The sequence below is a fragment of the Pseudacidovorax sp. 1753 genome (assembly GCF_040544975.1).
GTDB lineage: Bacteria > Pseudomonadota > Gammaproteobacteria > Burkholderiales > Burkholderiaceae_C > Xenophilus.
Map to the genome: position 1 here is coordinate 16,314 of NZ_JBEPKY010000029.1, position 21,589 is coordinate 37,902.

21 protein-coding genes and 1 tRNA gene are annotated in these 21,589 nt (G+C 71.3%); 12 read left to right on the forward strand and 10 right to left on the reverse strand.

Annotated elements, in window-relative coordinates; translation table 11 throughout:
* Nucleotides 1-10 precede the first annotated feature (10 nt).
* The 4 genes from ABIC63_RS26870 (at nucleotide 11) to ABIC63_RS26885 (ending at nucleotide 3,394) form a co-directional block, all read left to right on the forward strand.
* Entirely contained in the window at nucleotides 11-310 is a 300-nt protein-coding gene (locus ABIC63_RS26870) for a hypothetical protein (protein WP_354322000.1), read from the forward strand.
* The gene (locus ABIC63_RS26875) at nucleotides 307-1,509 is read left to right on the forward strand and encodes a hypothetical protein (RefSeq protein WP_354322001.1); all 1,203 of its coding nucleotides are present in this window, start codon (nucleotides 307-309) and stop codon (nucleotides 1,507-1,509) included. Before ABIC63_RS26870 ends, ABIC63_RS26875 begins: the two co-directional genes overlap by 4 nt.
* A gap of 16 nt (nucleotides 1,510-1,525) precedes the next feature.
* On the forward strand, nucleotides 1,526-2,680 hold the full coding sequence (locus ABIC63_RS26880) for a HupE/UreJ family protein (protein WP_354322002.1): 1,155 nt from the start codon (nucleotides 1,526-1,528) through the stop codon (nucleotides 2,678-2,680).
* Between the two features lie 237 nt (nucleotides 2,681-2,917).
* Complete coding sequence (locus tag ABIC63_RS26885) at nucleotides 2,918-3,394, forward strand: hypothetical protein (RefSeq protein WP_354322003.1); 477 nt, start codon at nucleotides 2,918-2,920, stop codon at nucleotides 3,392-3,394.
* A 25-nt stretch (nucleotides 3,395-3,419) separates the two neighbouring features.
* On the opposite strand, the gene ABIC63_RS26890 is transcribed toward ABIC63_RS26885, so the two are convergent.
* The 7 genes from ABIC63_RS26890 to ABIC63_RS26920 form a co-directional block, all read right to left on the reverse strand.
* On the reverse strand, nucleotides 3,420-3,992 hold the full coding sequence (locus ABIC63_RS26890; protein ID WP_354322004.1) for a DUF427 domain-containing protein: 573 nt from the start codon (nucleotides 3,990-3,992) through the stop codon (nucleotides 3,420-3,422).
* Nucleotides 3,993-4,171: 179 nt separating this feature from the next.
* Nucleotides 4,172-4,262, reverse strand: a tRNA-Ser gene (locus ABIC63_RS26895).
* Between the two features lie 78 nt (nucleotides 4,263-4,340).
* The gene (gene serS / locus ABIC63_RS26900; protein WP_354322005.1) at nucleotides 4,341-5,672 is read right to left on the reverse strand and encodes a serine--tRNA ligase; all 1,332 of its coding nucleotides are present in this window, start codon (nucleotides 5,670-5,672) and stop codon (nucleotides 4,341-4,343) included.
* A 4-nt stretch (nucleotides 5,673-5,676) separates the two neighbouring features.
* Nucleotides 5,677-6,927, reverse strand: a complete 1,251-nt coding sequence (locus tag ABIC63_RS26905) for a DUF2254 domain-containing protein (protein ID WP_294378445.1) — start codon at nucleotides 6,925-6,927, stop codon at nucleotides 5,677-5,679.
* A gap of 16 nt (nucleotides 6,928-6,943) precedes the next feature.
* On the reverse strand, nucleotides 6,944-7,936 hold the full coding sequence (locus ABIC63_RS26910; RefSeq protein ID WP_354322006.1) for a threonine/serine dehydratase: 993 nt from the start codon (nucleotides 7,934-7,936) through the stop codon (nucleotides 6,944-6,946).
* A gap of 96 nt (nucleotides 7,937-8,032) precedes the next feature.
* Nucleotides 8,033-9,007: a 4-hydroxy-3-methylbut-2-enyl diphosphate reductase gene (gene ispH, locus ABIC63_RS26915; protein ID WP_354322007.1), complete on the reverse strand. Its 975-nt coding sequence runs from the start codon at nucleotides 9,005-9,007 to the stop codon at nucleotides 8,033-8,035.
* Nucleotides 9,007-9,465 (reverse strand): FKBP-type peptidyl-prolyl cis-trans isomerase, encoded by a 459-nt coding sequence (locus ABIC63_RS26920; protein WP_294378438.1) that lies wholly within the window; start codon nucleotides 9,463-9,465, stop codon nucleotides 9,007-9,009. The genes ispH and ABIC63_RS26920 overlap by 1 nt, the downstream gene beginning before the upstream one ends.
* 99 nt (nucleotides 9,466-9,564) lie before the next feature.
* On the opposite strand from ABIC63_RS26920, the gene radC reads away from it, so the two are divergent.
* Entirely contained in the window at nucleotides 9,565-10,242 is a 678-nt protein-coding gene (radC, locus tag ABIC63_RS26925) for a RadC family protein (protein ID WP_354322008.1), read from the forward strand.
* Nucleotides 10,243-10,283: 41 nt separating this feature from the next.
* The gene (locus ABIC63_RS26930; RefSeq protein ID WP_354322009.1) at nucleotides 10,284-10,952 is read left to right on the forward strand and encodes a Smr/MutS family protein; all 669 of its coding nucleotides are present in this window, start codon (nucleotides 10,284-10,286) and stop codon (nucleotides 10,950-10,952) included.
* Between the two features lie 76 nt (nucleotides 10,953-11,028).
* On the opposite strand, the gene ABIC63_RS26935 is transcribed toward ABIC63_RS26930, so the two are convergent.
* Entirely contained in the window at nucleotides 11,029-11,433 is a 405-nt protein-coding gene (locus ABIC63_RS26935) for a group II truncated hemoglobin (protein WP_354322010.1), read from the reverse strand.
* 144 nt (nucleotides 11,434-11,577) lie between these two features.
* Between ABIC63_RS26935 and ABIC63_RS26940 the strand changes: the two genes are divergently transcribed.
* From ABIC63_RS26940 to ABIC63_RS26965, 6 genes are read left to right on the forward strand one after another with little or no spacing between them, the layout of a single operon-like run.
* Nucleotides 11,578-12,618: an ABC transporter substrate-binding protein gene (locus ABIC63_RS26940; protein ID WP_354322011.1), complete on the forward strand. Its 1,041-nt coding sequence runs from the start codon at nucleotides 11,578-11,580 to the stop codon at nucleotides 12,616-12,618.
* Complete coding sequence (locus ABIC63_RS26945) at nucleotides 12,615-13,826, forward strand: isochorismatase family protein (protein WP_354322012.1); 1,212 nt, start codon at nucleotides 12,615-12,617, stop codon at nucleotides 13,824-13,826. Before ABIC63_RS26940 ends, ABIC63_RS26945 begins: the two co-directional genes overlap by 4 nt.
* A complete protein-coding gene (locus tag ABIC63_RS26950) occupies nucleotides 13,823-14,740 on the forward strand; it encodes an ABC transporter permease (protein WP_354322013.1) in 918 nt (305 codons plus the stop codon). Before ABIC63_RS26945 ends, ABIC63_RS26950 begins: the two co-directional genes overlap by 4 nt.
* Nucleotides 14,737-15,528: an ABC transporter permease gene (locus ABIC63_RS26955; protein ID WP_354322014.1), complete on the forward strand. Its 792-nt coding sequence runs from the start codon at nucleotides 14,737-14,739 to the stop codon at nucleotides 15,526-15,528. The genes ABIC63_RS26950 and ABIC63_RS26955 overlap by 4 nt, the downstream gene beginning before the upstream one ends.
* Before the next feature lie 2 nt (nucleotides 15,529-15,530).
* Entirely contained in the window at nucleotides 15,531-16,598 is a 1,068-nt protein-coding gene (locus ABIC63_RS26960) for an ABC transporter ATP-binding protein (RefSeq protein ID WP_354322015.1), read from the forward strand.
* 59 nt (nucleotides 16,599-16,657) lie between these two features.
* On the forward strand, nucleotides 16,658-18,061 hold the full coding sequence (locus ABIC63_RS26965; protein WP_354322016.1) for a hypothetical protein: 1,404 nt from the start codon (nucleotides 16,658-16,660) through the stop codon (nucleotides 18,059-18,061).
* On the opposite strand, the gene ABIC63_RS26970 is transcribed toward ABIC63_RS26965, so the two are convergent.
* A complete protein-coding gene (locus tag ABIC63_RS26970; protein WP_354322017.1) occupies nucleotides 18,043-18,843 on the reverse strand; it encodes an IclR family transcriptional regulator in 801 nt (266 codons plus the stop codon). The genes ABIC63_RS26965 and ABIC63_RS26970 overlap by 19 nt on opposite strands.
* Nucleotides 18,844-18,928: 85 nt before the next feature.
* Nucleotides 18,929-21,448, reverse strand: coding sequence for an ABC transporter permease (locus ABIC63_RS26975; protein ID WP_354322018.1), 2,520 nt, complete (start codon nucleotides 21,446-21,448; stop codon nucleotides 18,929-18,931).
* Nucleotides 21,449-21,589 lie beyond the last annotated feature (141 nt).

Consider the following 21,589-nt stretch of genomic DNA (forward strand, 5'->3'; position numbering starts at 1 on the left):
GGGCGCCGCGATGAGCCGCCTGTCCATGCATCTCGCGAGCGCCCTGCTGGCTGCCGCGGCCCTGGGGGGCTGCGGCGGCGGTGGGGGTGACAGCTCCTTCGCCTTCGTGCCGGCAACGGCGCCCGGCACGGGGAGCAGCAACCCGCCCACGCCCACCAACCCCGCACCGCAGACGAGCGCCTACGACCAGTTCCTGGCCTACGTGCTCGCCCTGGTCGGCACCCAGCAGGATGGCGCCGAGCCCGCGGATGTGGCGGCGCTCGATCCGGCGCCCACGTCCGAGACGGCCGAGCCGATCGCAACACCATGAGCGGCGGGCCGCCACGCCGCCGCCACGGCGCGCACTGGCGCCCGCTGGCGCTGGGCCTGGCGGTCGCCGGCAGCGCGCTGGCGACCGTCCATGCGGCGCCGCGCCTGCCAGCGTCCGACGACCAGGTCGTCGAGACGCTGCCCGGCGGGCCGGGTGCCGCGAAAGCCAAGCGCCGGCTGCGCGCGAGCCTGCAGGAACGCGCCGGCGAGCCGGCCGCCGCGGTCGAGGCCGCCCAGGCCTACCTCACCCTGGCGCGGACGCAGGGCGATGCCCGCTATGCCGGCCAGGCGCTGGCCGCGCTGCGCGCCTGGGACGCCGTGCCGGCAGCCCAGACACCGCCGGAAGTCCTGGTGATGCGGGCCACCATCCAGCAGTTCGTCCACGACTTCGACGGCGCCGAGGCGTCGTTGAAAGCCGCCCTCGCCCGACGCCCGGCCGACGCGCAGGCCTGGCTGACGCAGGCCACCCTCCTGCGCGTGCGGGGCCGGCTTGCCGAATCCGACGCCGCCTGCCGGGCCACGGGCCGGGCGGGACCAGCCGTCTACGGCATCGCCTGCCTGGCCGAGAACGCCGCGCTGCGCGGCCGCCATGACGAGGCGCGTGCCACCTTGCGCACGCTGCTGCAGGACGCGCCGCTCCAGACCGACAGCCTGGCCGGCGTGCGGCAATGGCTGTGGACCACGCTGGCCGAAGTCGAGGAACGGGCCGCCCAGCCCGCCGCGGCCGAAGCCGCCTACCGGGAAGCGCTGCTGCTCGGCCGTGACGGCTATCTGCGGCTGGCCTATGCCGACTTCCTGCTGCAGCAGGACCGCGCCAGCGAAGTGCCGCCCTTGCTGAGTGCAGAGCCGCGCAGCGATCCGGTGCTGCTGCGCCTGGCCATCGCCGAGCGGCGCACGTCGGGTCGCCCCGGAGAGGCGGCGGAGGAACTGGCCGACCGTTTTGCGGCGGAGGCCCTCCGACCCGCAGGCGCTGCGGGCCATGCGCGCGAACAGGCACTCTTTGCCCTGGACGTGCAGGGCAATGCGAAACAGGCCCTGGCGCTGGCGCGGCAGAACATCGGCCAGCAGCGCGAGCCGACGGACCTGCTGCTGCTGGCGCGCGCCGCCCACGCCGCCGGGGACCCGGCCGCCCTTGCCGAGGCGCGCCGGGTGCGTGACGAGATCGGCCTGCGGGATGCCCGGATCGATGCGCTGCTCTGACCCCTGGCGCCGCGCCATGCGCCCGCTGCTGCTCATGGCACTCCTGGCGCTGTCCGCGCTCCTGTGCCCCCTGCCCGCACTGGCGCACAAGTCCAGCGACGCGTATCTGTGGATCACCCGGGAAGGGCCTCGGCTCGCCATCCGATGGGACATCGCCCTGCGCGACCTGGACGCCGCCCTGGACCTCGACGCCGACCAGGACCAGCGCCTGCAATGGGGCGAGGTGCGCAGACGCCTGCCGGACATCATGGCCTACGCCAGGGCGCGGCTGCAGCTGCAGCAGGGCCGCTGCATCCTGCGGCCGGGCCCGGCCGAGGGCATCGAGGAGCGGGTGGACGGCGCCTACCTAGCGCTGCGCTTCGACAGCGACTGCGCCGACACCGACCTGCTGACCATCGACTACCGGCTGTTGCGCGAGGTCGACCCCACCCACCGCGGCCTGCTGCGGCTCGGCGCGGCGAGCGACACGGCCGCCCCGAGCGCCAGCGTTCGCTCGCTCGACCCGGGCGGTGGCCCGGTGCAGGTGCGCTGGCCCTCCGACGAGGCGCCGCCACCCGCGGGCGGACATGGCTTCTTCGCCGATGGCCTGCACCACATCCTGATCGGCTACGACCACCTGCTCTTCCTGCTGTGCCTGCTGCTGCCGGCGGTGATGCGCCGCAGCGCCGCGGGGTGGACGCCGGTGGGCCGCTGGCGCGATGCCCTCTGGCCCATCGTGAGCTGGGTCACGCTGTTCACCCTGGCGCATTCGCTCACGCTCGCACTGGCGGCGCTCAAGGTCGTGAGCCTGTCGCCGCGCATCGTCGAACCGGCCATCGCCGCCACCATCCTGCTGGCGGCGCTGGACAACCTGCGGCCACTGCTCGGCACGCGCCGGCGCTTCTTCAGCTTTGGCTTCGGGCTGATCCATGGATTCGGCTTCGCGGGGGCCCTGGCCGAGCTGGACCTGCCCACCCGCGCCTTCGCCAGCGCCCTGCTGCAGTTCAACCTGGGCGTGGAGGCGGGGCAATTGCTGGTCGTGGGCATCGCCATGCTGGTGCTGCTGGGCCTTCGGCGCTGGGGCGGCTATGTGCCCATGGTGCTGCACGGTGGATCGGTGCTGGCGGCGATGCTGGCGCTGGTGTGGCTGGTAGAGCGGGTGTTCGACCTGTCGGTGCTGCCAATGGGTTGAGGGCGGTGGCCGCGAGCTGATGCGCTCGATGGCGAGCCTCTGCCCGCAGCGGGCCCATGGAGGCATGTGACCTCGGCCTAAGATAGCGCGCCCCAGACCGGGGCGGCCCCGGGGCATCCGGACGCAGCACGACCTGCGCCACGCATGCTCTTCTGGCGCCTCGGCATCCGAACGACTCGGCGTCCCACTTCATCGGGGCGCCCCCTCTGCACTCACCTTTCTCCCGACCCTGTGCCCATGACCGAACCGACCGCTCCCATCCAGGAGCCCACGCTGTGGAGCGACGAGCGCTGGACCGCGCGCGTGATCAAGAACGAAGACGACGACGGCTGGGCGGTGTCGATGACACGGCAGGGCGATGCGGAGCCGGCACTGGTCGGCCCCTGGACCATGGGCCGCGACAAGAAGAACCCCAAGCCCCTGGACACGGCCGCCTTCCATACTCTGGTCAAGACCGCCAACGAGGTGCTGCGCCGGCACGAGCAGCAACTGCATGCCCGGCTGAACAAGAGCGTGAGCGTTGGCGCGGGCTCCGAGCGCATCCGCGTGTCGCTGCAGATCGTGCCGGACGAGGACAACCCCTACGCCATCCTGCGCGCGATGGACGAGGCGGGCGAGGCGCTCGGCGAAGCGCGCGTGCCGCCGACCTTCAAACTGAATGCCGACAGCGCCGCCGCGTGGATCGAGGGCGGCTACCAGCGGCCTTCGCGCTGACGGCGACGCCGCGGCCGTCTGCGCGTCACCAACCGGCCGAACCGGGCTCGCCCTTGAAGGGGCCCACGACCTCGGGCGTGATCCAGCCCGCATAGAAGCGGCCGGGCTGAGGCACCACACGAACGCCATCCACCCAGCAGGCGAGTTGCTGCGGATAGAACGCGAGGTGGTCGCGCAGTGCGGCGTAGGTCGGCTCCGGCTCTGGATAGAACCACGCCGCTGCTTCAAACCGGTGGGTGCCCGCAACGACGGTGAGGTAGCGCGCCTCGCCCTTCCATTCGCAGTACGACGTTCCTGCGGCCGGCACCACCGCATCGGCCCGCACATCGGCGCGCGGCAGGTAGAAAGTCGGCGGGCTGGCGGTTTCGAGCAACCGCAGCGCATTGCGGGTCCGCGCGATCTCCGCATCGCCGCAGCACACCACGATCTCGCGCGAGTCCGCCTCGATGCGCGGCGGGCGCGGGTAGTCCCAGACCGATTCCTGGCCCGGGGCTGGCGTCTGGGCGAACGGAGGGCGGGCGTCGCCCACATGGCGCCACTGTGCGCGGGCGCGCTGGAGGCGTTCGATCTCTTGAGTACGGACGTCCTGGGAGGTCATGCCCGGATTTTGTGCGCGACCGTCACAAACCACACCCTGACAGCTCCGACCCAGGCGGGAACAGCACCCCACCCCAGCTTCATGGAAGGAGAGCAAATCAGGATGGCGTTGGAGACCCAATGAAAAAGCCCGGTGAGCAGGACGCTACCGGGCTTTCTGGAACCGTCATGGACGGTGACTGGCGGAGAGGGTGGGATTCGAACCCACGGTACGGGGAAACCGTACGCCTGATTTCGAGTCAGGTACATTCGACCACTCTGCCACCTCTCCACAAGCTGTGCGATTCAGTCGAAGCCTTGCATTATAGCCAGGCTTTGGGCCCGCTGGGAAGCGGCCGCAGCGATTCGATCAGGCGCGCAGCACGGCCTGGTTGCCGAGGTACGGGCGCAGCGCCTTCGGAATGGCGATGCTGCCGTCGGCCTGCTGGTGGTTCTCCAGCACCGCGACCAGCGCGCGGCCCACTGCCAGGCCGGAGCCGTTGAGGGTGTGCAGCAGCTCGTTCTTGCCTTGCGCGTTCTTGAAGCGGGCCTGCAGCCGGCGCGCCTGGAAGGCCTCGCAGTTGGAGACCGAGCTGATCTCGCGGTAGGTGGCCTGCGCCGGAATCCACACTTCCAGGTCATAGGTCTTGGACGAGCCGAAGCCCATGTCGCCGGTGCACAGCAGCACCACGCGATAGGGCAGCTCCAGCGCCTGCAGCACCGCCTCGGCATGGCGGGTCATCTCTTCCAGCGCGTCGTAGCTCTTCTCGGGGTGCACGATCTGCACCATCTCGACCTTGTCGAACTGGTGCTGGCGGATCATGCCGCGCGTGTCGCGGCCGGCGCTGCCCGCTTCGGAGCGGAAGCAGGGCGTATGCGCCGTCAGGCGGATCGGCAGCTGCGACTCGGGCACGACGGTGTCGCGCACGAAGTTGGTCAGCGGCACCTCGCTGGTGGGAATGAGGTAGAGCGCGGACAGGTCGGGCACCGGCTCGCCATCCTGGCCGCCCTTCTTGGCGGCGAAGAGGTCGCCCTCGAACTTGGGCAGTTGGCCCGTGCCGCGCAGTGTCTCGCCGTTGACGATGTAGGGCACGTAGCACTCGGTGTAGCCGTGCTGCTCGGTCTGCAGGTCGATCATGAACTGCGCCAGCGCACGGTGCAGGCGGGCGATGGCCCCCTTCATGACGGTGAAGCGCGAGCCGGCCAGCTTGACGCCCATCTCGAAGTCCAGGCCCAGCGGTTCGCCCAGTTCCACATGGTCCCGCGGCGTAAAGCCGAGCTGGGGGGCGTTGCCGCCCTCCCCGCCCTGCGGGCTCCAGCGCCGCACTTCCACGTTGCCGGCTTCGTCCTCGCCCTGCGGCACGCTCTCGTGCGGCAGGTTGGGCACCGCCAGCAACAGGGTCTGCAGTTCGGGCTGCAGCGCGTCGAGGCGCACGGCGGACGACTCCATCTCGGCCTTGAGCGCGTTGACCTCGGCCATCAGCGCATCGACCGACTCGCCCTTGGCCTTGAGCGGACCGATCTGCTTGTTCAGCGCGTTGCGGCGGGCCTGGATTTCCTCGGTGCGCGTCTGCAGTTGCTTGCGCTCGGCTTCCAGGGCGGAAAAGCGCGCGACGTCGAGGTAGGGCTGGTTCTTCTTGCGGGATTCGAGGCGCGCGACGACCGAAGGCAGGTCCTTGCGCAGGAGAGTGATGTCGAGCATCGGCTCATTGTAGGAAACGGCCCTGCGTCGCCTGCGTAAGCGCATCGCGGTCGGCGTCGCTGGCAAAGGCGGCGCTGGCCCGCTCGAAGGCCTGGCGGGCCATGGCGTCGATGGCCTGGGCGTGAGCGGGCGCGGCCCCGGCCAGCGCGGCCAGCGTCTTCTGCAGGCGGATCGATACCTCGATGGCGCCGGTGCCGTCGCGCGCCAGCGGGCGGAATGCGTCTTCCAGCAGGTCGGCCGTGGTGGGCAGCGGCACGAAGACGCGGTCGCACTCGGTCGCGTCCGATGCATCGTCAGTGCGCTCGAGCACCGCCCGGAAGGCGCGGTGCTGCGCATCGATCACTTCGATGGCGGTGCCCGCGTCGTTGACCGCCGCCGACAGCGCGCGGCTGCCGATCTCGGCCAGGGTGACCAGGCCCAGCCGCGGGTCGTGGTCGAAGCTGCGGTGGCGCTCGACGGTGAAGGCACGGGCCAGCGCGGCGCGGCAGTCGTCGTCGCCAGCGCCTTCGGCCCGCAGCAGCGGCCGCTGTGGATGCACCAGCGTACCGGGCAGCACGGCCACGTGCAGGCGCAGGTCGGCCTGCGCGGCGATGCGCTGCAGCGCGCCCACGTCCACATGGGTGACGTAGCCGGTCCGCTCGCCGAAGACCGGCCAGGCTTCGGCCGGCACCACCACGGCCGGATGCCCACCCAGGTGCGGCGCTTCGCGCCAGTCGCGGATGGCGTCGATGGCCGCGCGCTCCACGCGGTCGATCACGTCGGACATGCGGCCGAAGGCCGTCAGGTGCGCGATCCAGCGCAGCAGCGTGAACACGATCAGCGCCACCACGGCCAGCGTGCCCACGAACAGGATCACCCGCCCGCGGTCGCCGTAGAAGCCGGTCGAGAGCGCAATGATGCCAACGATGGAGAACAGGAAGGCGCCCAGAAAGGTCGAGAGCGCGTTCTGCGAGGTCGGGTCCTGGATCAGCAGCTGCGTGGCGCGCGGCGTGGCCAGCGTGGTGGCGGAGGAATAAGCCGACACCATGGCCGTGAGCGAGAAGGTGGTCACCGCCAGCATCGACGAGGCCAGGATCTGCAGGATGCCGCCCACCGAGTCCTGGCCGATGTTGCCCTCGAAGTGCTCCGGCAGCCAGGGCGCCAGGTAGCGCGCCGCCACCGCCAGCAGCACGGCCACCAGGCTGAAGACGACCGAGCGGAACCAGATGCGCCGCGCCGTGCGGCGCAGCAGCAGTCGCCAGGAAGGCAGGCTCATGGTGTGCGCACCGGACTCAGGCGACCGTCGCCGGATCGACGTTGGCGCCGCACACGATCAGGCACACGCGCTGGCCGGGCTGCAGGCGCACGGCGCCACTGTGCAGCGCCGCCAGCGGCAGCGCGGCGGCGGCCTCGACGGCCAGCTTCATCTCCTTCCACAGCCATTGCTGCGCGTCGCGGATGGCGGTCTCGGTCAACAGCAGCGCCTCGGGCACATGTTGCTTCGCGATCTCCCAGGCGATGCGGCCGATGCGGCCCGCGCCCAGCGAATCGGCGGCCAGGCCGCCCACGGCCACGTCGACCGGCTCGCCGGCTTCTCGGGCACGGTAGAGCGTGGGCGAGCCCTCGGGCTCCAGCGCGATCACGCGCGTGCGGTTCTCGAACCAGCCGGCCAGGCCGCCGATGAGGCCGCCGCCGCCCACGCTGACCAGCACCGCATCGGGCACGCCGCCGGCCTGGGCCTCGATCTCGCGGCCCAGCGTGCCGGCGCCGGCCACCACCTCGGGCTGGTCGTAGGCATGGGTGAGCAGCGCGCCCGTGGCCTGCTGGCGGGCCAGGCAGGCTTCGAGCGCATCGGCATACAGCTGGCCGACCACGTTGACCGTGGCACCCAGGTCGCGCAGCTTCTGGCGCTTGGCTTCGGGCGAGACGCCGGGCAGGAAGACCTCGCAGGGCACGCCCAGCGCGCGCGCCGCACCCGCGGTGGCGATGCCGGCATTGCCGCCGGAAGCGACGATCACACCCGCCTCGGGAATGGGGTTGGCCAGCAGGCGGTTCATCATGCCGCGGGCCTTGAAGCTGCCGCCGGACTGCAGGTGCTCCAGCTTGAGCCAGACCTCGGCGCCGGGCGCGTCCAGGCCCAGGGCCGAGGCGGGCAGTCGCCACAGCGGCGTCTCGCGCACGAAGCCGCGGCCCTGCCGCTGCAGGCGCTGGGCGGCCGCCTCGATGTCGGCGCGCCAGCTCACGGAGTCGGGCGAATCGTGCGAAGAAGAGGTCGAAGTCGTCATGGGTGGTCCATAAGTGGCACCGGCCGCATCATGCGGCCGGCTGGCGGGAGACCTCGCGCCGCGCGCCTGCGCGCTGCGGATGGCGTCCGGGAAGGATCAGGAGATGTGCTGCAACGGCGGCTGGTCGTCCAGCTTGAGGCCCTTGGGCAGCGGAAACTTGAGATGCTCCTCCACGCCCGGCAGGCTGCGCACCGACACCGCCCCCAGCGACTTGATGCGCTCGATGACCTCGGCCACGAGCACTTCGGGCGCCGAGGCGCCGGCCGTCAGGCCCACCCGGCTGCGACCCTCGAACCAGGCCGGTTCTAGCTCGGCGGCCGAGTCGACCATGTAGGCCGGCGTCCCCAGCCGCTCGGCCAGCTCGCGCAGGCGGTTGCTGTTGGAGCTGGTGGGGCTGCCCACCACGATCACCACGTCGACCTGCGGCGACAGCAGCTTGACCGCGTCCTGCCGGTTCTGCGTGGCGTAGCAGATGTCCTGCTGCTTGGGCTCGCGCACCTTGGGAAAGCGCGCCCGCACGGCAGCGGCGATCTCGGCGGCGTCGTCCACGCTCAGCGTGGTCTGGGTGACGACGGCGAGCTTGTCGGTCTGGCCGGGCTGCACGCGGGCGACGTCCTCCACGTCTTCGACGAGATGGATGCCGCTGGAGAGCTGGCCCATCGTGCCCTCGACCTCGGGGTGCCCCTTGTGGCCGATCATGATGAACTCGTAGCCTTCCTTCGCCAACTTGGCCACCTCGACATGCACCTTGGTCACCAGCGGGCAGGTGGCGTCGAAGATCGAGAAGCCGCGCGCGCGGGCCTCGTTCTCCACCGCCTTGCTCACGCCGTGGGCGCTGAAGACCAGCGTGGCGCCGGGCGGCACCTCGTCGAGCTCCTCGATGAAGATCGCGCCCTTGGCCTTGAGCTCGTTCACCACATAGGTGTTGTGCACGATCTCGTGACGCACATAGATCGGCGCGCCGAACTTGGCGAGGGCACGCTCCACGATCTCGATGGCGCGGTCCACGCCGGCGCAGAAGCCGCGCGGCTCGGCCAGGAGGATTTCGTTGAGCGCGGTACCGGTGGTCATCACAGGACGCCGATCAGGCGCACCTCGAAAGTCACCGGCTGGCCTGCCAGCGGATGGTTGAAGTCGAACTGCACCGCGCTGTCCGACAGCGCGATCACGGCGCCCGCATAGCTGCCCGCGCCATCGGGCGTGGGGAACTGCACCACGTCGCCGACGGTGTACTGCTCGTCGGGGTCGCCCAGCTGCGCGAGCAGCGTGCGCGCCACCCATTGCTGCATCTCGGCATTGCGCTCGCCGAAGGCCTCGCCGGCCGGCAGATCGAAGGTGGTGTGCGTGCCTTCTTCCAGGCCCAGCAGGCGCTGTTCGACGGCAGGCGAGAGTTCGCCTGCGCCCAGCGACAGCGTGGCAGGCTTGTCGTTGAAGGTGTTGATGATGTCGCCGGCCGGGCCGGCCAGGCGGTAGTGCAGCGTGAGGAAGGAGCCGGGCTGCACCACGGGGATTTGGGTGGACGAAGACAAGGGAGGCCCCCGATAAACTGGCCCGCGAGTTTAAAGGAGGGGGGTTGGGCCGCCGTGCCGTAGGGCCGTCGACGCCGCAACCCCCAAGGGAGGAACCTCATGGCATTCCACGACCTGCCGGCCGATGCGCGCCCGCGGGAAAAGCTGCTCGCGCGCGGGCCCGCCGCCCTGAGCGACACCGAACTGCTGGCGCTGCTGCTGCGCACCGGCCTGGCGGGCCGGCATGTGCTGCAGCTTGCGCAGGACGTGCTCGACGCCTGCGGCGGCATTGCCGGCCTGCTGCATGCCGACGGCGAGGCCCTGCGCAGGATCCGCGGCCTGGGCGGCACCGCCAAGCGGGCCGAGCTGCTCGCGGTGATGGAGCTGGCCCGCCGCGCCATGGCGCAGCGGCTGACCGAGCGCCCGGCTTTCGAGGCACCCGATGCCGTCGCGCAGTACCTGCAGCTGCACCTGGCCCACAAGCCGCACGAGGTGTTCGCGGTGCTGTTTCTCGACACCCGCCATCACCTGCTGGCGATGGAGGAGCTGTTCCGCGGCACGCTGGCACAGACCAGCGTCTACCCGCGCGAGGTGGTGCAGCGCGCCCTGCACCACGGCGCCGCGGCGGTCGTTCTGGCCCACAACCACCCCAGCGGCGACGTGCAGCCCTCGCGGGCCGACCAGCAGCTCACCGACGCGCTCAAGGCCGCGCTGGCCCTGCTCGACATCCGCGTGCTGGACCATGTGATCGTGGGCCCGGGCCGCTTCCTGTCGATGGCGCAGCAGGGACTCGTCTGACCCGCGGCGCCCCTGCCGCGGGGCCGTGAGACACTGCCCCGATGCCCCCCAAGACCCCGGCCCTGAAGAGCTTGGCCGACCTCAAGCAGGTCCAGCGCCAGCTGGCCGAGGACCGCGCGCGCGAGACGGCCGAGGCCCTGCGCCAGAAGCAGCTGGAAGAGCAGCGCCAGGCACGCCAGAACCTCTTTGCCCGCGCCATCGGCGCCGACACGGGCGCCACCAAGCCGCTCAAGCACAAGCCCATGGTCGTGCTGGCCAAGGAGCGGCCGGCGCCGGTGGCCACGCAGTTCCACCTGGACGAGGCCAAGGCGCTGCGCGAAGCGATCAGCGACGAGTTCGACGTGACGACGCTGCTGGACGCCGACGACCAGATGAGCTTCCGCCGCCCCGGCGTGGGCCTGGACGTGACGCGCCGGCTGCGTTCGGGCGACTGGTCCATCCAGCGCCAGCTGGACCTGCATGGCCTGCGCAGCGACGAAGCGCGCGAGGCGTTGGGGGGCTTCATCCGCGAGGCCCACCGCCACGGCGTGCGCTGCGTGCGCGTGGTGCACGGCAAGGGCCTGGGCTCGCCCGGCAAGCAGCCGGTGCTCAAGACCAAGGCGCAGCGCTGGCTGATCCAGAAGAAGGAAGTGCTGGCCTTCGTTCAGGCCAAGCCCGCCGAGGGCGGAGCCGGCGCGCTGGTGGTGCTGCTGGCGCCGGCGGGGCGCTGAGGGCGCCAGGCCAGGCGCTCAGGGCACGTCCCTCGGCCTCGCTGCGGGCGGGCGCGCTTCAAGCGCGCGGGGGCGCTCAGACGCCCTTGTTACGCATCCAGTCGGCCGTCTGGAAGAAGGAGTCGCGCAGGCGCGCACGCAGCGCCTCGGGCACGCCGGTCTCGCCCATGGCCTGGTCCATGCAGGCCAGCCACTGGTCGCGCTCCTTGATGCCGATGGGAAAGGGCATGTGCCGCGCCCGCAGGCGCGGATGGCCGAAGCGCTCCGTGTAGTGCTGCGGCCCACCCATCCATCCCGTGAGGAACCACGTCAGCCGCTGCCGGGCGTTGTCCAGGCTGGGGCCGTGGGCGGCGCGCAGATCGGCGTACCCGGGCTCCAGTTCCATCAGGTCGTAGAAGCGCTCGACCATGGCGCGGATCTTGTCTTCGCCGCCGATCCACTCGAAGACGGTGTCATAGGGCGGCTTTTCCTGAATCTGCATCGGTGGATTGTCGGCCGCCCGGCCAAATGCCCAGATTCAGTGCGCGCGTACGCCCCCAACGCCGCCGACCACTGGCACATGTTTTGCTCGTTTTAGTTCTTCATATTGAAATCAGTTCAATATATTGAACAAGGAGTGATGAGCATGACCATGAGCGACGCTTTCTCCCGACGCCATTTCCTTGGCGCCGCCTCCTCGCTGACGGTGGGTCTTGCCCTGCCGGCGCGGGCCGCGGGAGGCTTCACCTCCACCGTCTTCGGCGGCGTCTGGGAGAAGAACTACCGCGCCGCCATCGTCGACAGCTTCGAGAAGAAGCTGGGCGTGAAGGTCGCGCTCAAGCTGGGCACCGCCAGCGAATGGCTGACCAACGGCATGGTCAACCGGGCCAGGCCGGAGATCGACATGCTGCTGCTGCCCTATCCAGACAGCATCAAGGCGGTGCGTGCGGGCATCGGCATGCCGCTGTCGCCCGACAAGATCCCCAACATCCGCAACGTGCACCCGATGTGGTTCGACCAGTTCCGCAAGGAGGCGGTGGGCCTGGACTACGTGGCCTACGGCATCGCCTACCGCACCGACCTGGTGAAGAAGCCGCCCGAAGCCTGGAGCGACCTGTGGGACCCGGCCCTCAAGGGCCGGGTCACGGTGCCCCACATCGGCGTCTGGGGCAGCTGGGAGATGCTGGTCGCCGCCGCCCGCACGCGCGGCGGCGACGAGAGCAACCTCGACCCTGGCTTCAAGGCCCTGCGCGAGCTGCGTCCCAACATCCGGCGCTTCTTCAGCGGCTCCACCGACGCGATGCAGATGCTCGACACCGGCGAGGTCTCGGTGGTGGCGATGACCACCAACATCCCGGCCTACGCACTCATCGACAGCGGCAAACCCGTCAAGTTCGTCTTTCCCAAGGACGGCTCGATGGTGGGCATGGTCTCTTACCACGTGGCCCGCAACACGGCCAATGCCGAGCTGTGCATGCAATTCATCGACCATGCGCTGAGCAAGGAGGCGCAGGAGGCCTTCTGCAACGCCGTGATCGCCGGCCCCACCAACCGCCTGGCCCGCCTGAGCGGCAAGGCGGCCGAGCGCGTGCCGGCGCTGGAGCAGCTCAAGCTCTTCGACTGGGGCAAGGTCATTCCGCAGATGTCGGAGATCACCGACCGCTGGAACCAGGAGATCGCAGGTTGATCGCCGCGCAACTCACGCAAGAGGTGGTGCAGGACGCCGCACCCTTCGCCACGGCACTGGTGATTCCCGCCACGGCCACGCTGCGCGACGCGCAGCCGGCCGCGCTGGCGGACCTGGCAGGGCTCCTGGAGGCCGCGCGTGCCGCCCAGGTCTTCACCGTGTTCATCGCCCCGGTGGAGCACGCCTTCGCCTGGCCGCCGACGCTGGCGCCGCAGCCCGGGCCGCACGAGTTCGTGGTCCGCGCGCCCGATACCGGCGCCTTCGGCGCCAGCACGCTCAACCTGCTGCTGCGCGCCAACGCGATCGAGCAGTTGGTGGTGGCGGGCCTGCAGCTGGACCTGGCCCTGGCCAGCCTGCTGCGCGATGCCCGCGCGCGAGGCCTCCAGGCGCAGGCCGCTGTGGACGTCCCGACGATGCATGCCATCGTGCAGCGATGGCATGCAGGATCGGATGCCCCGCGCAGCTGGCAGCCGCAGGTCAAGCATGCGCGCTGGCTGCGCACGCTGGAGCAGCGCCTGGCCCCCGCCCACACCGCCCTGCTGCTGATCGATGTGCAGAACGACTTCGTGAGCCCCGAGGGCGCCACCGGGCGACGCGAGGCCATGCCGCTGGTGCAGGCCGCCGTGGCGCGGATGCCCGCCCTGCTGGAGGCGGCGCGCACCGCCGGCTGTACCGTCGTGCATGTGCATGCCGAGTACGGCCAGCACGTGCGCCACGTCGGCTCGCCCTACCGCTTTCCGAGCGCGCTGACGCGCGAGGGCGCCGTCTGGAGCCTGTCGGCCGCCGAGGTGGACGACGCGCACCAGTTCGCGCCCGGCGAGGTCGAGGTCTGCCTGCCCGGCAGCTGGGGCGGCCGCGCCCTGGAAGCGGTGGCGCCGCGGCCCGGGGAGCTGCAGATCACCAAGCACCGATTCAGCGCCTTCGTCGACACGCCGCTGGAGGTGATGCTGCGCGCCCGCGGCATCCGCACACTGATCGTGGCCGGCGTGACCACCAACTGCTGCGTCGAATCGACGGTGCGCGATGCCTCCATGCTGGACTTCCACGTGGTGGTCGCGGAGGACGCCGTGGGCGTGAAGAACTCGGTGGTGGCGCTGCACGAGGCCTCGCTCGAGCAGATGCGCACCTACTTCGCGCGGGTCGAACCCGTGGCCCGCATCGCGCAGGCGCTGCAGAGCCACGCACTGCCGGCAGAGGCCAGCCCATGAGTGCCCACGCCGCCGTGCTGGCGCCCGACTCCCTGACCGTCGTCGCGCCGGCCCGGCGCGCGCCGCCGGTGGGCCTGCTGGTGCTGCCGGGCCTGGCCCTGCTGGTGCTCGGCCTCTTCCTGCCGCTGGGCCAAGTGCTATGGATGAGCCTGAATCCGGCCGAGCCCGGCGTCATCGCACCAGTGAGCGAGCTCACGCTGGCCAACTACGCCCGGCTGATGCGCAGCGACTTCTACCTGGGCATCGTCGGCCGCACGCTGTGGCTGTCGGCGCTGACCACCCTGCTCACGGCCGTGTTCGGCATGGTGCTCGGCATGTCGGTGTGGCGGGCACGGCCATCGGTGCGCGGCATGCTGCTGGTGATGATCCTGGCGCCGCTGCTGGTGAGCATCGTCGCGCGCACCTACGGCTGGGTCGTGCTGCTGGGCGACAAGGGCGCGCTCAACACCACGCTCATGGCGCTCGGCCTCAAGGACGAACCGCTGCGCATCATGTACACCCAGCCCGCCGTGCTCATCGGGCTGGTGCATGTGTTCCTGCCCTTCATGGTGCTCTCGCTGCTGGGTGCGCTGGACCGCATCGACCCCTTGCTCACCGAGGCCGCGGCCACGCTCGGCGCGTCGCGCTGGCATGTCTTCCGGCACGTGATCCTTCCCCTGTCGGTGCCGGGCCTGGCCAGCGGCACGATCATGGTGTTCAGCCTGTCGATGTCCTCGTACGTGACGCCCGCGCTCATGGGTGGCAGCCGTTCGGGACTGATGACCACCTTCATCTACCAGCAGTTCTCGGTCACGATGAACTGGCATTTCGGCGCCACCATGGTGGCCGTGCTGCTGGCCACCACGCTGGCCCTGCTGCTGGCCGTGGTGGGCTGGAGCCGCTGGTACACGCGCCAATGGAGCCTCGGCCGATGAACCGCGCCCTGTCCCTCGGCATGCGGATGCTGACCGTGCTGCTCTACGTCTTCCTGCTCGCGCCACTGGCGATGGTGGTGATCGTGTCCTTCAACGGCGGCCCGGTGCCCAGCTTTCCGCCCACCGATCTGTCGCTGCGCTGGTATGGCGACGCCCTGGCCTCGGACAACTTCATGGGCGGGCTGGTCACCAGCCTCTGGCTGGCCGCGGCGGCCACGCTGGTGGTGCTGCCGGTCGGCGTGGCCGCGGCCTTCGCCATCGCGCGCGGGCGCTGGCCCGGTCGCACGCTGGTGGAGTCACTGTTCCTGTCGCCGCTGATCGTGCCGGGCATCGTCATCGGCATCGCGGTGCTGGTGGCCATGGCGGGCCTGGGCATCGGCAACGCGCCGCTGCGGCTGCTGCTGGGCCACGCGCTGATCGTGCTGCCCTACACGCTGCGCACCGTGCTGGCCACGCTCGCCCGCATGGACCCGACGCTGGAGGAAGCCGGCATGGTGTTCGGCGCCTCGCGCTGGCAGGTGCTGCGCCACATCCTGCTGCCGCAGCTGCGTGGCGCCATCGCGGCCGGCGCCATCCTGAGCTTCATCCTCTCCTTCGACGACGTCTCGGTCTCGCTCTTCCTCGGCAGCGCCCAGCACACCACGCTGCCCATCGCCATCATGTCCTACATGCAATACAACTTCGACCCGTCCATCGCGGCGATCTCCGCCATGCTGATCCTGGCCACGCTGGCCATCGCCCTGGGCGTCGAGCGCGTGTTCGGCCTCAAGAAGATCCTGGGGAGCTGAGCATGGCCCATGTCCGCGCCGAACGCCTGCGCAAGAGCCACGGCAGCCAGCTGGTGCTCGACGACATCTCGCTGGACATCCCCAGCGGGCAGTTCCTCACGCCGCTGGGCCCGAGCGGCTGCGGCAAGAGTTCGACGCTGCGCATCGTGGCCGGGCTCTCTTCGCCCGACGCCGGTCGCATCCTGATCGACGAGCGCGACGTCACCCGGCTGGAGGTGCAGAAGCGCAACATCGGCATGGTGTTCCAGAGCCATGCGCTGTTCCCGCACATGTCGGTGAACGAGAACGTGGCCTTCGGCCTGCGCATGCGCAAGGTCTCCGGCGCCGAACAGCAGCGCCGCGTGCGGCGTGCCCTGGCGCAGGTGCGGCTGGAGGACTTCGGCGAGCGCTTTCCGCAGCAGCTCTCGGGCGGCCAGCAGCAGCGCGTGGCCATCGCCCGCGCGCTGGTGGTGGAGCCGAGCATCCTGATCCTCGACGAGCCTTTCGGCGCGCTCGACCGCAAGCTGCGCGAGGCCATGCAGACCGAGCTCTACGGCATCACGCGCGAGCTGGGCATCACCGCCCTGTTCGTCACCCACGACCAGGAAGAGGCGCTGATGCTCAGCGACAGCGTGGCCGTGATGAACCGCGGCCGCATCGAGCAGGTCGGCCCGCCCGCCGAGTTGTACGAAAAGCCGCGCAACCGCTTCGTTGCGGAGTTCATGGGCCTGGACAACTTCGTGCGCGCGCGGCTGGAGCAGGCTGGCCCGCAGGGCAGCGTGCTCAGCGCCTTCGGCCAGCGCTTCGAGGCGCCGGCCAGCGCGCTACCCGCCGGCACCGAGGTGGAGATCGCCGTGCGGCCCGAGCGCATCCGGCTGGCCCCGCAGGCCCAGGACACCTCGGTCCGCGTGTGCGGCCGCCTGACCCAGGCGATCTACCACGGCCATGCCTCGGACTACACCGTGCAGCTGCCCGACGGGCAGCAGTTGCTGGTGCGGCAGGAGAGCGCCGGCCAGGCCCCGCTTTCCGTCGGCACCGAGGTGTGGGCGCATTGGCCGCCGCTGGCCGTGAACATCCTCGAAGCGGCGTGAGCGGCGGCGCAGCCATTCCCGAGCGCTCCCGCGTCGCAGGCGAAGCCGGAGGTTCAACCGTGCTCGCGCGCCCCGCCAAGGCACACGAGCGCCTGGCCCAGGCCGGCCTGGCCATCACGGCGGCCTGCACCATCCTGCAGACCGTGCTGGGCGGCCGTGCCTGGCAGGTGGCCGCCGCGCTGGGTCTGGCGGTGTTCATTGCGGCGGCCTGGCCGCGCGTCAGCAGACAGGCGCGGCTGTTCGCCGGCCTCGCCGTGCCCGGCGCGTTGCTGGTGTGGCTGCTGGCGCCCGCGCCGGCCCCTGTGCTGCAAGCCGCGGTGGCGCAGAGCACGCAGTTCGCCGCGCTGCTGGCCGCCCTGGCGACGCTGCGCCTGCCGATGCGCCGCTCGCCGCTGATGGGCCGCGCCGCCGCGTCCCTGCTCGCCGCCAGCCCCGGTGCGCGGCACGGCACCGTGCTGTTCGGCAGCCACTGGCTGAGTCTGATGTTCAGCTTCGGCGTGGTGCCCATGATGGGCGAACTGCTGGAGCGCGCAGGCCTGCATGTGCGCACGAGCCCCGTCGCCCGCGGCATGCTGGCGGCCGTGATCCGCGGCCTGGCCATGACCACCACCTGGTCGCCCATGGCGATCAGCTTCGCCATCGTGAGCGCGGCCTTTCCCAAGCTGGGCGTGCTGCCCTTCGTCGGCACCGGAATGCTGGTGGCCGCACTCGTGCTGGGCGCGGAGGCCTGGAGCGAGCGCCGCGCCGCGCCCGCCGGCGCCGACGCGGACGCCACGCCGGTGCCGGCATCGCCCTCGGACCGGCGCGCCCTCTGGCTCATCCTGGGCATGAGCGTGCTGCTCTTCCTGGCCACGCTGCTGCTGCACGGCTCGACCGGCTGGAGCTTCATGGCCTGCGCCACCCTGACCATTCCGGCGCTCAGCCTCGCATGGGCGCTGGCGCAATCCCGCGCCCCCCGCACGGCCGGACGGAACGGCCGTGCCGGCGCGCGTGCAGCGCTGTCGCACTTCTTCGAGGTCCTCACCGAGACCCGCAGCGAGATCTTCATCTTCTCGGCCGCCATCTTCATCGGCCAGGGCGTGCTGGCCGTCGCGCATGCGGCGGGCCTGGGCGCGGGCGGTGCTGGCCTGCCCGGCTGGCTGCTGCCGCTGCTGTGCCTGGTGTCCATTCCGCTGGTGGCCTCGCTCTCCGTGGCGCCCACCATCGCCGTGCTGATCTGGGCCCAGGTCTTCGCGGGCACCGCCTCGGCCCTGGCGGCGCCGCTCACGCATGCGCTGGCGCTCACACTGGGCTGGTCGCTGGCCATCACGGTGTCGCCGGTGAGCGCCACGCTGCTGCTGGCTGGCGCCATGACCGGCGTGCCGCCGCGGGAGATCGCGCTGGGATGGAACCGGGGCTTCGTGCTGCGCAGCGGACTGGTCGCCGGTGCCGTGCTCGCCGGCCTCTACGCGCTGGGCTGCTGAGGGCCGAGCGCGCGGGCCTGGCCTGCGATGTCTTCCTGCGCGATGCGCAGCGCGGCCTCCACACGCTGTCGCAGCGGTGCATCGAGTCGATGGGCCGGCACCGCCACCGACACCGCCGCCAGCGGCACGCCCATGGAGTTGACGATGGGCAGTGCCATCGAGGCGACCTCCGGGATGCGGCCGGGTGCGCGGAAGGCCACGGCGCCATCGGCCACCTCGCGCAGGTGCGCAAGCAGCGCGTCGGCCTCCGCACCCGCAGGCACGCCGCAGCGCGCCAGCGTGGGCGCCCATTGCGCCATGCCGCGCAGCGCCAGCATGGCCAGGCCGCCGGCGGTGTCGGTGATCGAGGCCCGCTCACCCAGCGAGAACATGTAGGTCAGGCGCCGCCGGCAGACCTCGCGCCACATCACCAGCACCTCGTCGCCTTCCGCCTGCACCAGGAAGCAGCTTTCATCGACATCCAGCACCAGCCGGCTGAGCACAGGCTGGCTGATCTGCACGATGTCGGCTTCGGAGAGATAGCGTCCGGCAATGCCGAGGATGCGCGAGCCCAGCGAATAGGCGCGGCTGAAGGCGTCGCGGCGCAGGTAGCCGGAGCGCACCAGCGTGTCGAGGATGAGCGTGGTGGTGCTCTTGGGAATGCCCAGCCGCGCGGCGATGTCGGAATGCTTGAGCAGCCGTGCCTCGGCCACCAGCTCGATGATGTCGAGGGCGCGGCGCGCGGCGCGCACCTGCTTGGAATCTTCGGAAGGGGCGTCGGACTGGGGGGAGGAGGCGGTCACGATGGGCGAGCGGATGGGCCATCGCGAGTGCACCCCGGCCAACGGCGCAGGGACTTTAGCACCCGGCGTGCCAGCCGCCCGGCATTCACTCGGCCGCCTGCCGCAGCGTGGCGGCCACCGGCCGGCGCAGCACCTCGCGCAGGCTCCACCAGCCGGCGCCCAGGGCCAGCAACGCGCCCACGATGGCGCCGCCCAGCGGCACGAAGGGCGAGGCGGTCCAGCGGAAGTCGAACACCCAGCGCGCCAGCGCCCAGCCGATGGCCGAGGCCACGATGCTGGCCAGCAGGCCGGCGAGCAGTCCGGTGCCGGCCAGCTCCGCACGCTGCACCTGGCGCAGCAGCGCGGCGCGGGCGCCCAGCGCGCGCATCACGGCGAACTCGCGCGCCCGCTCCTCGCGCGTGGCGCTCACCGCGGCGAACAGCACCACCAGGCCCGCCGCGAGCGTGAAGCCGAACAGGAACTCGACTGCGCGGATCACCTGGTCCAGCACGCGCTGCACCTGGGCGATGGTGCTGCTCATGTCGACGTTGGTCACGTTGGGAAACTGGCGGACCAGCGCGTTGTCGAAGCCTCGTTGCTCTGGAGCCCGAAAGGCCGCCAGGTAGGTCACGGGCACCTCGGCCGGCATCGCCGCCAGCGGGTACATCACGAAGAAGTTCGCATGCAGCGAGCCCCAGTCCACCTTGCGCGTCGAGGTGATGCGGCCCTCGCTGGTCACGCCGCCGATGTCGAAGCGCAGCCGGTCGCCGAGCTTCAGGCCCAGCGTCTCCATCAGGCCCTCTTCCACGCTCACGGCATTGGCTTCGCCGGAGGTCCACGCACCCTGAACGATGCTGTTGTGGCCCGGCCGGTCGGCGGCATTGCTGAGGTTGAACTCGCGATCCACCAGGCGCTTGGCGCGGTCCTCGCTGTAGTCGTCGGGCGTGACCGGCTTGTCGTTGATGGCCACCAGCCGGCCCCGGAACATCGGGTACCAGTCGTACTGCGCCACGCCGCCCTGGCGCAGCGCGTCCTGGAAGGCCTGCGCCTGATCGGGCATGACGTTGATGACGAAGCGGTTGGGCGCATCGGGCGGCGTGGCCTTGCGCCAGCTGTCCACCAGGTCGGTGCGCAGCAGCACGAGCAGCATCAGCGCCAGCAGGCCCACGGCCAGGCTGCTGACCTGAAGCACCGCATACACCGGCCGCGCCGACACCTGCCGCGTGGCCAGCACCAGCCAGCGCGGGGCGCTGCCTTCGCGGACCACGCGACGCAGCATCAGCACGGCCAGCCAGGCCAGCACGGCGAACACCGCCACCGCTCCGGCGAAACCACCGACCGCGATCAGGCCGAGCTTGAGGTCGCTGCTGGCGGCCAGCAGCAGGGCCGCGAAGCCGGCCACGCCCAGCCCGAGCACCGCCGCCGACGCCGGCCGCAGTGCGCCCAGCTCGCGGCGGATCACGCGCAACGGCGGCACCTGGGCCAGTTGCAGCACCGGCGGCAGACCGAAGGCGAAGAGCAGCGTGAGCCCCATGCCCACGCCGAATAGCGCGGGCCAGGCCGTGGCCGCGGGCAGATCGCCGTCGACCAGCCCCGCCAGCAGGCGCACGAACACATGGTGCACCGCATAGCCGATGGCCACGCCCGCCAGACTTGCGCCCAGCCCGATGACGCCGAACTCGACCGCATAGGCACCCGCGATGGTGCGCTGGCGCTGACCCAGCACGCGCAGCATGGCGGCGCCGTCCAGGTGCCGGGCCGCGAAGCCGCGCGCCGCCAGCGCCACGGCGACGGCCGACAGCAACGCGGCCAGAAGGGCCACGAGGTTCAGGAATTTCTCGGCCCGGTCCAGCGTCTGGCGCATCTCGGGCCGGCCGCTGTCCAGCGACTCCAGCCGGGCACCGCGCAGCTCGCCGGCGTCCAGGCGCTGCTGGACCTGGTCCGAGAAGCGCTTGACGGCCGGTGCCTCGCCCGCTACCGCGAGCCGGTAGCGCACGCGGCTTGCCGGCTGTACGAGGGCGGTGCGGGCCACATCGGCCTGGTTCATCATGACCCGCGGCGCGAAGTTGAGGAAGCCGGCGCCACGGTCGGGCTCGATCACCAGCACACGGCGGATCGTGAGCGAGGCGTCGCCCAGCAGCAGGGTGTCGCCCACCTTCAGGTCCAGGGCTTCGAGCAGGCTGGCATCGACCCACACATCACCGGGCGCCGGCACGTCGCGGGTGGCGGCGTCCGGCGCGCCGGCGGCATCGGCCACGCGCAGGCTGCCCCGCAGCGGATAGCCGGCCGCCACGGCCTTGAGCGCCACCAGCCGGCTGGCGCCGCCGCGATCGTCGGGCGCCCGGGCCATGGTGGGGAAGTCGTAGGTCAGGGCCGACTGCAGGCCCTGCCCGTGCGCCGCGTCCACCTGCGCCTGGGGTGGCGGGTTGTCCGTGACCAGCACTGCGTCACCGCCCAGCAACTGGCGGGCGTCGCGCGCCAGACCGCCCTTGAGCCGGTCGGCGAAGAAGCCCACCGCCGTCAACGCCGCCACGGCCAGCAGCACGGCCACGATCAGCAGGCGCAGTTCGCCCGCACGCAGGTCGCGGCGCAGCGTGCGCCAGCCAAGGAAGAGAGCGTCTTTCATAGGAGTGGCGCACGATAGCCGAGCGCTCCCGGCCGCGCGGGAATGCGGGGCAATCCCGAAGGGATTTCCCGCATGCGCATCCGGGCGGCCGGCGGCCATGATGGTCTGGCGGACGCGGCGTCTTCCGACGCTGCCATGCGG

Bases quoted from the DNA above. Each gene is read 5' to 3' on its own strand.
- ABIC63_RS26880 (WP_354322002.1), top strand. From the start codon at position 1,526: ATGCGCCCGCTGCTGCTCATGGCACTCCTGGCGCTGTCCGCGCTCCTG.
- ABIC63_RS26975 (WP_354322018.1), bottom strand. From the start codon at position 21,448: ATGAAAGACGCTCTCTTCCTTGGCTGGCGCACGCTGCGCCGCGACCTG.
- ABIC63_RS26940 (WP_354322011.1), top strand. From the start codon at position 11,578: ATGACCATGAGCGACGCTTTCTCCCGACGCCATTTCCTTGGCGCCGCC.
- ABIC63_RS26905 (WP_294378445.1), bottom strand. From the start codon at position 6,927: ATGAGCCTGCCTTCCTGGCGACTGCTGCTGCGCCGCACGGCGCGGCGC.
- ABIC63_RS26955 (WP_354322014.1), top strand. From the start codon at position 14,737: ATGAACCGCGCCCTGTCCCTCGGCATGCGGATGCTGACCGTGCTGCTC.
- ABIC63_RS26960 (WP_354322015.1), top strand. From the start codon at position 15,531: ATGGCCCATGTCCGCGCCGAACGCCTGCGCAAGAGCCACGGCAGCCAG.
- ABIC63_RS26875 (WP_354322001.1), top strand. From the start codon at position 307: ATGAGCGGCGGGCCGCCACGCCGCCGCCACGGCGCGCACTGGCGCCCG.
- ABIC63_RS26910 (WP_354322006.1), bottom strand. From the start codon at position 7,936: ATGACGACTTCGACCTCTTCTTCGCACGATTCGCCCGACTCCGTGAGC.
- ABIC63_RS26885 (WP_354322003.1), top strand. From the start codon at position 2,918: ATGACCGAACCGACCGCTCCCATCCAGGAGCCCACGCTGTGGAGCGAC.
- ABIC63_RS26935 (WP_354322010.1), bottom strand. From the start codon at position 11,433: ATGCAGATTCAGGAAAAGCCGCCCTATGACACCGTCTTCGAGTGGATC.
- ABIC63_RS26870 (WP_354322000.1), top strand. From the start codon at position 11: ATGAGCCGCCTGTCCATGCATCTCGCGAGCGCCCTGCTGGCTGCCGCG.
- ispH (WP_354322007.1), bottom strand. From the start codon at position 9,007: ATGACCACCGGTACCGCGCTCAACGAAATCCTCCTGGCCGAGCCGCGC.
- ABIC63_RS26890 (WP_354322004.1), bottom strand. From the start codon at position 3,992: ATGACCTCCCAGGACGTCCGTACTCAAGAGATCGAACGCCTCCAGCGC.
- ABIC63_RS26930 (WP_354322009.1), top strand. From the start codon at position 10,284: ATGCCCCCCAAGACCCCGGCCCTGAAGAGCTTGGCCGACCTCAAGCAG.
- radC (WP_354322008.1), top strand. From the start codon at position 9,565: ATGGCATTCCACGACCTGCCGGCCGATGCGCGCCCGCGGGAAAAGCTG.
- ABIC63_RS26950 (WP_354322013.1), top strand. From the start codon at position 13,823: ATGAGTGCCCACGCCGCCGTGCTGGCGCCCGACTCCCTGACCGTCGTC.
- serS (WP_354322005.1), bottom strand. From the start codon at position 5,672: ATGCTCGACATCACTCTCCTGCGCAAGGACCTGCCTTCGGTCGTCGCG.